The organism is Streptomyces sp. NPDC036764, from assembly GCF_055609385.1.
The window spans coordinates 146,226-158,900 of sequence record NZ_JBVJPT010000005.1 but is presented as its reverse complement, the minus strand read 5'-3'; the positions used below and the strand labels follow the sequence as shown (position 1 = coordinate 158,900).

11 protein-coding genes are annotated in these 12,675 nt (G+C 70.7%); 3 read left to right on the top strand and 8 right to left on the bottom strand.

What is annotated here, in order from left to right; translation table 11 throughout:
- Window positions 1-84: 84 nt before the first annotated feature.
- From ACZ69Q_RS21430 to ACZ69Q_RS21415, 4 genes are read right to left on the bottom strand one after another with little or no spacing between them, the layout of a single operon-like run.
- Complete coding sequence (locus ACZ69Q_RS21430) at window positions 85-1,146, bottom strand: MupA/Atu3671 family FMN-dependent luciferase-like monooxygenase (RefSeq protein WP_471044084.1); 1,062 nt, start codon at window positions 1,144-1,146, stop codon at window positions 85-87.
- Complete coding sequence (locus ACZ69Q_RS21425; protein ID WP_471044082.1) at window positions 1,137-4,667, bottom strand: amino acid adenylation domain-containing protein; 3,531 nt, start codon at window positions 4,665-4,667, stop codon at window positions 1,137-1,139. The genes ACZ69Q_RS21430 and ACZ69Q_RS21425 overlap by 10 nt, the downstream gene beginning before the upstream one ends.
- Window positions 4,668-4,695: 28 nt before the next feature.
- Window positions 4,696-4,902: an MbtH family protein gene (locus ACZ69Q_RS21420; protein WP_471044080.1), complete on the bottom strand. Its 207-nt coding sequence runs from the start codon at window positions 4,900-4,902 to the stop codon at window positions 4,696-4,698.
- A gap of 2 nt (window positions 4,903-4,904) precedes the next feature.
- On the bottom strand, window positions 4,905-6,404 hold the full coding sequence (locus ACZ69Q_RS21415; protein ID WP_471044078.1) for an MFS transporter: 1,500 nt from the start codon (window positions 6,402-6,404) through the stop codon (window positions 4,905-4,907).
- A gap of 402 nt (window positions 6,405-6,806) precedes the next feature.
- Here ACZ69Q_RS21415 and ACZ69Q_RS21410 point away from each other — a divergent pair, with 402 nt between their 5' ends.
- Window positions 6,807-7,625, top strand: coding sequence for an SAM-dependent methyltransferase (locus ACZ69Q_RS21410; RefSeq protein WP_471044076.1), 819 nt, complete (start codon window positions 6,807-6,809; stop codon window positions 7,623-7,625).
- A gap of 119 nt (window positions 7,626-7,744) precedes the next feature.
- Here ACZ69Q_RS21410 and ACZ69Q_RS21405 read toward each other — a convergent pair whose 3' ends face one another.
- Entirely contained in the window at window positions 7,745-8,656 is a 912-nt protein-coding gene (locus tag ACZ69Q_RS21405; protein WP_471044074.1) for a helix-turn-helix domain-containing protein, read from the bottom strand.
- 153 nt (window positions 8,657-8,809) lie between these two features.
- Entirely contained in the window at window positions 8,810-9,040 is a 231-nt protein-coding gene (locus ACZ69Q_RS21400) for a DUF397 domain-containing protein (RefSeq protein ID WP_471044072.1), read from the bottom strand.
- A gap of 348 nt (window positions 9,041-9,388) precedes the next feature.
- Between ACZ69Q_RS21400 and ACZ69Q_RS21395 the strand changes: the two genes are divergently transcribed.
- Both ACZ69Q_RS21395 and ACZ69Q_RS21390 read left to right on the top strand, forming a co-directional pair.
- Window positions 9,389-9,904 carry an ATP-binding protein gene (locus ACZ69Q_RS21395; protein ID WP_471044070.1) on the top strand — a complete coding sequence of 172 codons (516 nt, stop codon included), beginning with the start codon at window positions 9,389-9,391 and terminating at the stop codon, window positions 9,902-9,904.
- Window positions 9,905-10,114: 210 nt separating this feature from the next.
- Complete coding sequence (locus tag ACZ69Q_RS21390; protein WP_471044067.1) at window positions 10,115-10,486, top strand: hypothetical protein; 372 nt, start codon at window positions 10,115-10,117, stop codon at window positions 10,484-10,486.
- Window positions 10,487-10,883: 397 nt separating this feature from the next.
- Here the strand turns inward: ACZ69Q_RS21390 and ACZ69Q_RS21385 are convergent, their stop codons facing one another.
- Both ACZ69Q_RS21385 and ACZ69Q_RS21380 read right to left on the bottom strand, forming a co-directional pair.
- Window positions 10,884-12,353 (bottom strand): HEAT repeat domain-containing protein, encoded by a 1,470-nt coding sequence (locus ACZ69Q_RS21385; RefSeq protein WP_471044065.1) that lies wholly within the window; start codon window positions 12,351-12,353, stop codon window positions 10,884-10,886.
- Window positions 12,353-12,631: a hypothetical protein gene (locus ACZ69Q_RS21380; protein ID WP_471044063.1), complete on the bottom strand. Its 279-nt coding sequence runs from the start codon at window positions 12,629-12,631 to the stop codon at window positions 12,353-12,355. Before ACZ69Q_RS21380 ends, ACZ69Q_RS21385 begins: the two co-directional genes overlap by 1 nt.
- Window positions 12,632-12,675: the final 44 nt, after the last annotated feature.

The following is a 12,675-nucleotide window of genomic DNA, read 5'->3' as shown; positions in this document are numbered from 1 at the left end:
ATCCCCTGTCACGCCACGTCCTCCCGGACCGTCGCGAAATCCGCCGTCACGCCACGTTCTCCGGGAAGACCGTGAAATGGCTTGTCATGCCACGTCCTCCCGCAGTTCCGCCAGCCGGTGCAGCCCGGCCAGCACCTCGTCGCGGCCGAGGCCGAAGTCCACGAAGCAGGCGACCTCGTCGCAGCCCAGCTCACGCAGGTCGGCGAGCATCTTCCGGCAGGTCTCGGCGGAGCCGAGCAGGCTGCCCCAGGTCAGATACCGGTGGAAGGCGAACTCGGCGAGCAGCGCGGTCTGTTCCTCGTCGAGCTCCGCCGTTGCCCGGTCGGCCGGGCGGTTCGCGGTGGTCTGGCGCACGTAGGAGCGCAGATACCGCTTCAGCGGCTCGGCGGCCAGCCGCCGCGCCTCCTCGTCGTCCGCGCCGACGAACGTGTGCGCCATCAGCGTCACCCGGCCGTGCGCGTCGGTGCCGCCCTGGTCGGGGGCGGCGGCGCAGGCGGCCCGGTAGCGGGCGATCTTCTCGGCGAGTTCCTCCCGGCTCTGCCCGACGGTCGCCCCGAGCACCCCGGTCCGCAGACTTCCGGCCGCCTCCCAGGTCACGGGGTTGCCGGAGCTCGTCAGCCACAGCGGCAGGGTCTCCTGCACCGGCCGGGGCTGCGGCCGGACGGTGACCGTGGCGCCGGTGCCGTCGGTGAACTCGGCCGCCTCGCCCGCCCACAGCTTCCGCAGCAGCGGGATGTCCCGCAGGGTCCGCTCCCGGCGGTCCTCGTAGTTGCCGGGTGCGAGCACGAAGTCGGCGGAGTGCCAGCCCGTCGCGGCCGACAGCCCGATCCGGCCGTGCGAGAGGTTGTCGACGACCGCCCAGTCCTCCGCGATCCGCAGCGGATGGTGCAGCGGCAGGATCACGCTGCCCGCGCGGATGTTGATCCGCTCGGTTGCCACCGCGAGCGCCGCGCTGAGCACGGGCGGGCTCGGGAACACCTGGCCGACCTGCTGGAAGTGCCGCTCGGGCGTCCAGATCGCGTGGAAGCCGAGCCGGTCCGCGGTGCGGGCGACGGTGAGGATGTCGTCGTAGGCCTCGCTGTGCCGGGGCGCGGCTCCCCCGTCCGCGGGGCTGTCGGCGCCGAAGAACATCACGCTCAGGTCCATGGCACCTCCTTCTGGCTGGTGTCGGTACGGCCGGTGCGGCCGGGCTGGCGGGGAACGCGCGGCCGGCGCGGGATCGGTGCCGGTGCCGCGGGGGCCTCGGCCGGCGCCCGCTCCAGCTCGGCGGCGAGTGCGGCGACCGTGGGCGAGGTGAACAACTGGGCGGCGGTCACCGTGCGCCCGGTGCCGGTGAGGCGGGCCGCGACCCGGACCGCGCGCAGGGAGTTGCCGCCCAGCCGGAAGAAGTCGTCGTGCGGGCCCACTTGGTCGACGCCGAGGACGTCGGACCAGACGGCGGCGATCTCCCGGTGCAGGGCCGAGTCCGCCGGGACGACGTCGGCGCGCGCGGGAGTGAGCACCGCGTCCCGCGCCGGGTCCGCCCGCCGGGGCGGCTCGGGCAGCGCAAGCCTGGACAGCGGCAGGTCCGGCTCGGCGGCCGCCGCGTGCAGCGCCTCGACGACCGCGTCCGCCAGCCCGTCCACGAACTCCGGCTCCAGACACGAGGTCCGGTACTCGAAGACCAGCGTCATCCCGTCAGGGGCGCCCGACGCGGAGTGGTCGTCCGTGACGTCCACCAGCAGCTCGAACCGCGCCGTGCCGGTGCGCAGCGGTTCTGCGCCGCTCGTGGCGCCCGGCAGGCCGACCTCGGCGCGGGCGTTGTTCTGCAACGCCAGCACCACCTCGGTGAACGGCTGCCGCCCCGGTGGGCGTACGGGGCCCAGCGCGTCCACGACCTCCTCGAACGGCACGTCCTGGTGCGCGAAGGCGTCCAGCGCCGTCTCCCGGATCCGCGCCAGCAACTGCCGGGCGGTCGGGTCGCCGGAGGCGTCGGTGCGCAGCACCAGCATGTTGACGAAGAACCCGACGACGTCGTCCACCGTGCCGTCGTGCCCGCGCCCGGCGATCGGCGACCCGACCGCGAGGTCCTCGCCCGCCCCGGTCCGCACCAGCGCGGTGGCCAGGGCCGCGTGCAGCGCCATGAACAGCGTGGCGCCCTGTTCCCGCGCCGTCGCGACGATCCGCGCGTGCGCCCGCGCGTCCAGGTGCCGTACGACGGTGTCGGCTTTCCGCCCCGGCACCGCAGGCCGGCCCGCGCGGCGCGGGAGGAGCGGACCGCCGGGCGGCAGACCGGCCAGGGTCTTGCGCCAGAAGGCGAGTTGCTCCGACGCGAGCGACCCGGGATCGCCGGCCGCGCCGAGCAGCTCCCGCTGACGGCGGGCGAAGTCGGCGTACTGGACGGGCAGCGGGGCCCACTGCGGAGCGGATCCGGCGGCGCGGGCGGCGTAGGCACGCGACAGGTCCAGCAGCAGCGAGGGCAGGGACCAGCCGTCGCCCGCGATGTGGTGCAGCACGAGCAGCAGCGCGTGCTCGCCCGGCCGGTCCGTGACACTGAACAGCACGGCGTGCAGGGGCAGTTCGGCAGCGAGGTCGAAGCGGTGCCGGGCGGCCTCGGCGACGGCCTTCGGCAGCTCGTCCGAGCCGACGTCGGCCTGCCGCAGCCGCGGCCGTGCCTCGGCACCGTCCAGCACCCGCTGCCCCGGCTCGCCGTCGCGCTCCTCGAACACGGTCCGCAGCACCGTCTGCCGCGCGGCCACGTCCGCGAGCGCCGCCCGCAGCGCCGGCGCATCGACCGGACCGCGCAGCTTCACCAGCACCGGCAGGGTGTACGCGGTGCCCGCGTCGACCCGGTCCAGGAACCACAGGCGCCGCTGGGCGTAGGACAGGGGCAGCGCTCGGCCGCCCGGGAGCGGGGTGGGCGCGGCGGCGAGGTCGTCCTTCCCTGCCGTCTCCTCGACGTGCGGCAGCAGCGCCGCCGGCGTCCGGTTCTCGAACAGTGTGCGTACGCCGACCCGCGCGCCCAGGGTCCGCTGGATCCGGCCCAGCAGCCGGGCCACCATCAGCGAGTTGCCGCCGAGCGCGAAGAAGTCGTCCTCGGGGCCGACGGACGCGACCCCCAGCACCTCGCAGAACAGCCCGCACAGCGCTTCCTCGACCGGCCCCGACGGCCGCCGGCCGGAAGGTGAGCCGAGCGAGCCGGTGACGGGGCCGGGCTCCGGCAGCGCGGCGCGGTCCAGCTTGCCGTTGGGTGTGAGGGGCAGGGCATCCAGCAGTACGAAGGCAGCGGGGACGAGATAGTCCGCCAGCAGGCGAGCCGCGTGCTCGCGCAACTCATCCTCCGAGGGCCGTCGTCGGTCCCCGTCGCGCGGGACGACGTAGGCGACGAGCCGCTTCTCGCCCGTGGCGTCGGGGCGGGCGAGAACAGCGGCCCGGACGACGCCCGGATGGCCCGCCAGAACCGTCTCCACCTCGCCGGGTTCCACCCGGAACCCGCGGATCTTCACCTGGGCGTCGGCCCGTCCCAGATACTCCAGCACGCCGTCCGCCCGGCGCCGCACCAGATCCCCGGTGCGGTACATCCGCTCACCCGCCGGCCCGTGCGGATCGGCCACGAACCGCTCGGCCGTCAGCTCCGGCCGGCCGCAGTAGCCGAGGGCGACACCCGCCCCGGCGGCGTACAGCTCACCCGTCTCGCCGTCGGCGACGGGCCGCAGCCCCTCGTCCAGCACGCGGAGCCGCTTGCCGGCGAGGGGGCGCCCGATCGGCACCGGCCGGCCGTCCCGCAGCTCCTCGGCGGTGACCGGATGAACGGTCAGGAAGACCATGCCCTCGACCGGGCCGTAGCCGTTGCTCAGCCGCAGACCGGGATGGCGCCGAAGGGCGCGGGCCGCGTGCGCGGGCGACAACGGCTCGCCGCCGACGATCAGTTCACGTACCCCGTCGAGGGCCCGCGGGTACTCGTCCACGACCACGTGGAACAGGGAGGCCGACAGGTACAGCGAGGTGACGGCGTGCCGGTCGACCAGGCCGGCCATCACCACGGGGTCGGGGCGCTGCCCCGGGTGCAGTACGCACAGGCCGCCGTTCAGCAGCGGACCCCACAGCTCCAGCGCGAACGCGTCCCACGACACCGGGGAGGTCTGCAACCACACCGCGCCGGTCCCGAAGGAGGCGAAGTCCTGCCCGGTCAGCGTCCCGGTGATCGCGGAATGCGAGGCGACGATGCCCTTCGGGCGGCCGGTGGAGCCGGAGGTGAACATGACGCAGGCAGGGTCGTGCGGCCGTACGGCCACCGAGCCCGACTCGTGCGGCTGCACCTCCTCGGCGTCCTCCAGCGTCACCGACGCGGCGGCGGTCACCGGCTGGCGGACGCCGCGGCGGGACACCACCACGGCGACCCCCGCGTCGGCCGCCATCCCGCGCAGCCGCTCCGCCGGAAAGTCCGGGTCGAGCATCACATAGCCGGCACCGGCCTTGAGCGTGCCGAGCAGCGCCACCACCATCCCGGCGGACCGCTCCAGATACACGCCCACCAGGGCCCCCGGCCGTAAGCCGTGCCGACGCAGCAGCGCGGCCAACCGGTCGGCGCGCGCGTCGAGTTCGCCGTAGCTCAGCCGTTCCTCGCCGTGCACCAGCGCGGTCGCCGCCGGTGTCCGTCGGGCCTGTTCCGCGAAGAGTTCATGCACACCGTGCAACGCCCCCGTTGCTCCCATCTCAGGCGTCTGCGCCCGCGGGGGCGGGACATATGTCGGTCCAGCGCTCCTCGACGAAGGCGAGGCACTCGGCACGGCTGCTCGCGGTCAGCGCCACGTCCCACCCGGCCGGCACGGCGATCCCGTCGGGCCAGAGCGAGTACTGGCCCTCGGCGTTGGTGAGGACGAGATACGTCCCGTTCTCGTCCTCGAACGGATTGGTGGTCATGGTCAGCCCTCCACGAGTGCTTTGTTCTCGGGGTTGTCGGGTTTGCCGGTGCCCTGCGGGGCCCCGGGATCGCCGGGGCTCGCAGAGTCGCCGGCGCTGTCGGCAGGCTCGCCGGCGTCAGGGGAGCCGGCGGCATCGTCGGCTACATCGGGCAGCAGCGAGTCGATCTCCCGAACCGTGCGCCGGGACATGCTGAGCACCGCGACGGTGATGCCGCACAGGCCCGCGATGAGCAGCATGGCGGCCATGCCGCTGCCGGGCCCGTCCCCGAGGAGCGGCCCCAGCACCACGAAGATGCCGGCGCCGTCCGCGGCCTGCGGTTCGAAGACGTGGTCGGCCAGCGGGCCGGAGACCGCGGTGGCCAGCGGGACGGAGATCTGCGACAGGAACATCACCGCGCCGAAGACCCGCCCGTGCCACTCCTGCGGAACCTTCGTCTGCACGATCGCCTGCATCGTGCCGTTGATCATCGGCATCAGCGCCGCGCCCACGAGAATGGCCGCGCACCAGCCGACCACCTCGCCGGCGAGCGCCATCGCCACCTGGGCGGACAGACACATGCCGATGATCCCGAGCAGCATGCCCCGGGCCCGGTTCCGCGGCCCGCTCCAGGCCGCCATCAGCAGCCCGCCCGCGACCCCGCCGACCCCGATCGCGGTGTTGACGCTCGCCAGCGCCGAGGTCTCGCCGCCGGAACGGGCCAGCACCATGGGCTGTACGGCGGCGAAGCCGAAGACCATGACCAGGTTGACGAAGCAGAACGCCAGCATCAGATCGCGCAGGCTCGGGAAGCGGAAGAGGAAGCGCATCCCCTCGACGGCCTCGGCGATGAGCTTCTTGCGCGGACCGCCGCCCGGCTTCGCCCCGGGACCGGTGTCCCCACGCATCCGCACGACCCGGATCGCGGCCAGTGCGAGAGCGAAGCTCACCAGGTCGGCGACGATGATGAAGCCGAGCCCGGAGAACGCCACCAGCAGCCCGCCCAGCGCCGGGCCGCCGACGTCGGCGGTGCTCTTGGCGCTCGCCAACAGGCTGTTCGCGCGCTGGAGTCGGCTCTTGTCCACCAGCAGCGGCACGGCCGCGCCGAGCGCCGGGAACTGGAAGGCGGCGGCACCGCCGAGCAGCATGACCGCCCCGTAGACCTCCCAGGTGCGCAGCCCGCCGGTGAAGTGCAGGACGCCGAGGAGCGCCACGACCAGCAGCCCGCCGCCGTCCGCGAGCTGCAGCGCCGTACGACGTTTGACACGGTCGACGAAGGCTCCGGCGAGCGGACTGAGGAGCACCTGGGGGAGCAGCGCGCACAGCGACAGCGTGGTCAGCGCCGTCGCGCGGCCCGTGGCCGACCAGGTCTCGAAGACGAAGGCGAACCGCAGGACGGAATTGCCGACCAGGGACACCGCCTGCCCGCTCCAGACGAGCATGAAGGGACCCATGCCGGTGAACCGGCCGGTCCTCCCCCCGTCGTGCGCGGTGTCGTCCTGCGAACGCGCCGCATCGGCCACGTGCGTACCCCCGTCGAATGTGGCTTCCGGTCGAGAACCTTAGTTCGAAGTGACCGGCCGCACAGCCCTGATCATGAAAGGCGTCCGAGAAGCCCTCACGGACGGGCCGTCACGACCGAGAGGGCCGCGCGCTGACGGGCCCGTACCGGGACAAGGCAGTGCCGCCTCGTAGGCACCTACGAACAATTGACGACACAGCGACATTCGGGACGTCCCGCACCAGAGGTGCCGTCCTCGGGCACGTCGGCCGCCGTCCAGCAGCGGATTCCGTGCGCGCCCTCCCCGTCAAGGGTGTCATTCTCCCGGTGCTTGAGCGATGGACTGGCCCGACCAACTGCGGCCTCCCTAGGATGTGTTGTCGGCGAGGTGATCTCCTCGGCCGTCCTGCCCCTGGGGGAAGCCATGGAGCCTGGAAAGCAACTGTCGACGTCGATCGATGCCACGGTCCCCACGGCCGCGCGCATGTACGACCACTACCTCGGAGGCAAGGACAACTACGCCTCGGACCGCGCCGCCTGCGAGGAGCTGGACAAGGTCGTCCCCAGCACCCGGGCCCTCGCCCTGAACAACCGCCGCTTCCTTCAGCGGGTGGTCGGGACGCTGGCCCGCGAGTTCGGCATCCGCCAGTTCCTCGACCACGGATCCGGCCTGCCCACCCAGAACAACGTCCACCAGGTCGCGCAGGCCATCGACCCCACCTCGCGCGTGGTGTACGTCGACAACGACCCGATGGTCCTCGTCCACGGCCGCGCCCTGCTGGACCAGAACAACAACACCGCCGTCATCCACGCCGACATGCGCGAGACGGACCTGATCTTCTCCCACCCGGACACCGAGCGGCTGCTCGACTTCTCCCAGCCGGTGGCGGTGCTGTTCAACTCGGTGTTCCACTGCATCCCCGACAGCGACACCGACGGGCCGCTCGCCGTGGCCCGCCGGGTGCGCGAGCGCCTGGCGCCCGGCAGCTTCATGGTGATGTGCCAACTGGTCAGCGACGACCCAGAGGTCCGCAAGTTCGTCACCGATTTCATGGACCAGGCGACGCAGGGGCACTGGGGCCGGGTGCGTCAGGAGAAGGACGTCGCCGAGTACTTCGACGGCCTGGAGATCCTCGACCCCGGCCTGGTGGAGGTCTCCACCTGGCGCCCCGACACCGAGGTGGCGCCGCGCCAGCTCACCCAGGAGTGGATCGAGTTCGGCGGCGTGGGGCGGCTGGCTTAGGACAGGGGAGGCGGGGGAGCGGGTCTGCCGTAGGGACGGGCAGGCGGGGGAGCGGGTCTGCCGTAGGGACGGACAGGCGGGGGAGCGGGCTTCGCTGCCGCTCCCGGGCCGGAGTCTCGCTACGCGTACCGCTTCATCGTCTCGCGCATCCGCTCCAGTGACTCGCGCGGATTGAGGGCCTCGTCGCCCAGGCGGTCCAGGGCGAGGCGGTATTCCTCGGTCTCGTCGCGGTCCTCCAGGAAGGCCGCGCTCTTGATGTGCTCCAGGTAGACGATGTCGGGCAGGTCGATGCCGCCGAACCGGAGATAGGTGACCGGCATGGCGGGCGCCGAGGCGTTGGTGGCGTCCAGCGGCACGATCTGCACGGTCACATGCGGCCGTTGGGCCATCTCCACGAGGTGCTCGAGCTGCGTGTGCATCACCTCACGGCTGCCCAGGACACGCAGCAGCACCGACTCGTCGACGACCGCCCAGAGCTGGGGCGGGTCCGGACGGTGCAGCAGTTGCCGTCGGCGCATCCGCAGCTCAACCCGACGCTGCACCTCACGGGCCGGCGCGTTAGGCAGTCCGCGCTCGACGACGGCGCGGGTGTAGTCGTCGGTCTGCAACAGGCCCGGCACGTATTGGAGTTCAAAGGTACGGATGTGCGTCGCGGCCTCCTGAAGCCCGACCAGCCGGTCGAACCACTCCGGCATCAGCCGCTTGTCGTAGCGCTGCCACCAGCCCGGCTCGCCGGCACGCCGCAGCAACTGAAGCAGCACCGATGCTTCGTACTCCTCGGCGCGATAATGCTCCAGCAGGGCGCGGACGTCCGCCTCCGTGGGCGGCCGACGGCCCTTGCCCGCCTCGATGCGCGACAGCTTCGCGGGACTGAATCCCACGGCCCGCGCAGCCTGGTCCTGGGACAGGCCGAAGTCCTCACGGATACCCGCCAACTGGACGCCGACCAGCATCTTCAGCAAGGTCGGCGCGGGCTCGGTCCGGTCCAGATAGGGTTCGAGGCGGGAGATGCGAGGTGACTCGGGCGACATCCTGACTCCCCGTAGACCGGCATACGACAGACCGCATTATCGCATCCCGGCGCCTCATGGCGCCCGAACCGTGAGAAGTGGAAGGCTCAACTTCCGTTTGCGGGCGGCGTTTCACCCTCCACCGACTCACGTGCTTCCGGGCGGGGGCCCGTCTCACGCCAGGTGGTCGAACTCTCCGTCCTTGGCGCCCGCCAGGAAGGCCGCGATCTCGGCGGGGGTGTAGACGAGGGCCGGCCCGTCGGGGTGGCGGGAGTTGCGCATGGCGACACTGCCGTCGTCCAGGGCGGCCACCTCGACACAGTTGCCCTCGGCATTGCTGTGCCGGCTCTTGATCCAGCGGACGCCCAACGAGCTTGCTCGTACGCCGTTCGATGCTGTTGGCACTGCACTCTCCTTGCTCACGTTCCGCCACGCGCGCGCCCCATCGCCCCGGCGGACCCGGGCCGCATCACGTGCTCTGGCCGACATCACCCGCGAAATTTCCCGTGAAATTGCACGGAGACGCCGTCGGCGTGGATAATAGCCCTTGGCGTCAAGTGCAGCGCGGACGCCCAGTCCTGACCGTGTATCAGGGGAGACGTTGTGTCGTTACCTGCGTACGAAGGGCTCCGACTGCCCCAGGACGCTGCGTCGCATGAGGAGTTGGCCGCGGCGGAAGGGCTGACCGCTGCTGATGGTTTGACCGCGGCTGGGGGGTCGACCGCGGCCGAGGGTTTGACCGCGGCTGGGGGGTTGACCGCTGCCGAGGGTGTGACCGCGAGGCCGCATTCGCACGCCGGCACCCCTGGCCCGCGCCGGCTCGCCACGCCAGAACCTCCGCACAGCACGCCCAACTCCGCCGTCCTGCGTCTCGTCGGCGCCGAACGCGGCTGTGGCCAGGCCCGCGACTTCGTCCGTCGCACGCTGAACGACTGGGAGCTCGACCACTGCGGCCCCGACGCCCTGACGGTCGTCACCGAACTGCTCGCCAACGCCGTACTGCACGCCGCACCGCACTGCGCGGCCCACCTCTCGGCCGACGCCGGGATCTGGCTCAGGCTCAGCCTCCGCCGCCCGGCCCACCTGGTCTGCGCGGTCACCGACCCGAGCGACCACCCGCCGGTGTACCCGCACACCTCGGACCCCTTCGACGAGCACGGCCGTGGTCTGCGCATCATCGACAGCCTGTCCGAACACTGGGGCTGGACCCGACGGCACCCCTTGGGCAAGACGGTCTGGGCGATGCTCCCGACCGCCGGCCAGTCCTGATCCCCGAGGACCTCGCACTGCATCCGCAAATGTGCACTCGCACGTGAACAATCGGGTAAGGGCCCCGAATAGGCCACTAGGCAGCCATATTTGGGATGTCCCCGGCAGTGGTGTAACACGGTCGCGTTCGTCCGGCGCAGAACTAGGCGGAAGGTAGTCACCGCGCAAAGTCCGAATCCCGGCACCGCGCGGTGGCCAGTCGGCCCATCAATGCGTCAGATCGGATTTCTTGTGAACACCGACCCGGTATCCGGATACCAGACGTACGACCAGCACCCGGCCCAGGATCCCACCGCGCGCAACCAGGCCACCGCTCGCAGAGCAGCCCTGACGATCTGCACGATCGCCGACGTCTCCGCCGGTCTGCTCGGCCTGTGGATCGCCCTGTACCTGCTCGACGCGAACCAGGGCAACGCGTTCGTGGAGTTCGTCCACGGGGCCGCGGACCTGCTCTCCGGATGGGCACGGGACATTTTCACGATGGACACAGAGGGCCTACGGGTCGTCCTCAATTACGGCCTTCCGGCAGTCCTCTATTTGCTCCTCGGACACGGAATTGCCGCCCGCCTGAACAGGGCCTGACGGCGATACCCAGCGGAAGGATGACACAGTGACACGCACCCCCGCCGAAAACGATCACCTGCCCATATATGAAGACCTGGTGCGCGAACGCGGAGACGCTGTGACGGAGGCCCAAATAGCAGCCGCACACACCCAACACCGGGCAGCGGAACTCCTGCCGGACGGGGATGCGGATCAATGGGGCCGACAGCAGGGGTATGGGGGAGGGGCTCGGTAGCGGTAGGCGCGGATGGCTGGGGGCGGGGCTCGGTGGCGGTAGGTGTGGATGGCTGAGGGCGGGGCTCGGTGGCCTAGGTGTGGATGGCTGGGGGCGGGGCTCGGTGGCGGTTAGGCGCGGGACCCGTCGGAGCCACAACGCCGTAAGCGAGCGTCCCCCTGGGCAGTCCTCGAGTCACTGCTACCGGCGTAGCGTCTGGAGCTTCAGAGCGCCGAGAATGCCGTCCGTGTCCGGCTGACGGAGCCAGTCGTCGTTCTTCGCCCACAGAATGGCGATGCCGGCACGGCTTTGAGCATCGAGCCCGCTCAGCAGACCGGAAACGGCCTGACGTGAGGCATCCCCGAGCGCCAGGACTATCAGCTTGCGAACGGCCTCCGGCGCCGTCGGGAGGGCATCGACGAGCTCGGCGACAAGATCGCGCTCAGCCAGCAGGTGCGCAGCAGTAGCGGCCCGGCGCAGGTTGCCTGTACGAAGCCAGTCGCGGAGTTCGTCCAAGCACTCCTGGGGCAGGTCTGCCGGCATGACCGCCGCCGCATGCGTCGCGACAAGCACGCTGGGATCGTCGACGAGGCGCATGAGCTTGGCGGGTGCCTTGCGAGCCCCAGTCCCGAGCCCCCAGGCGGCAGCCGCACGCACCTCTTCTGGAACTGCCGGCTCGGTGCTGCCGGCAACCGAGTGCAGCGCCTCCGCGGCTTCCTCGGTATCGATCTCCGACAGAGAGAACACCGCCTCCATGCGCACCTCGTCGGTCGAGTCAGCGCATTCAGCGAGTTCGAGCAGTGCTGCGACGGATGCCGGGCGCTTGGGGGCGAGGCTGGCGTGCGCTTCGAGGCGCACTCGCCAGTCGTTGGCCTCGTTGTCCGCTACGCCGATGAGGATGTCCTCGACCGACTCCGCACCGAGGAACCGGGCTGCTTTGACGGCCGGGAATCGAATGTCTTCGTCACTCGCCAGGAGGTCTTCCTGCCAGTCCCAGGACCCTTCGCCGGCGCAGCCGACCGAGTCAGCCGTGCGGAAGCAGAACGCGACCGGCTGACCGGCCTCGAATGCCGTCCCTTCTGCCAACGCATGGAATGCCTCCCACCGGCTACCGCTCCCGTAGAGATACGTGCTGGTGCCCTTGGTGACGCGAACCTTCTTGCGGTCGTCGTCGACTACGACGACCTCACCGGCATAGCCCGGGGCCCACATAGGCCACGTACGGTCCATCTCCGATCCCTCGGATACTGCCTTTCGGTTGCCCTCCCTGGAGGACCCTCGAGCATCTTCCAAGCTCCGCCGAGTCACGTAGACAAGGTGCGACACGCTCACAGGGCTCGTCTTCATGTCGACACGTGCGAAGGCGAAGACGTCGTCCAGGCGCATGCCGCCGTCGCGCCAGGCGCGCCCTGGCACCGTGGAGTCGGAGAGCTTGACCTCAAGCTTTGTCTTGCCCTTGGACTCGAAACGGCGCCCACAGCTAACGCACATGAGGTCAGGTAGGCGCATCCGCTTGACCTTTGTCTGCCATACCTTGTTGGCCTTGGCATACCGCTCGAGCTCGATGATACGGTGCCCGTGATTTTGCTCGAGGTCTCGGGCAATCTCGTCGGCGGCGTAAACCCCCATGCTCAGGAACCGAGCGAAATCCGCATCTTCCTTGAAGCCCATCAAATACCTTCGAGTAGTTGTGAGGGCGCCGAGAGATGATACTCCCGCACACCGCGGACGAACGCCGGGCGCCGCCACTGGACGAGCGCCGCACTTGGCAAGTTCAGGTGATCCGAGGGCCATTGACGGGCGGCCCGCTCGTCGACCACCGGATAGTCCGAAACAGCAAGTTCATTCGGTGCTATATCGCGAGAGTTGATCGCCAATTGATAGCAGGAAAGTGATTCCCAGTTGCCGCACAAGCAAGTGTGCCCGAGTTTGAGCATGACGACATCCACAGCATGATGCTCGTTGCTGTGGCGTGTTGGTCGACGATATAGTG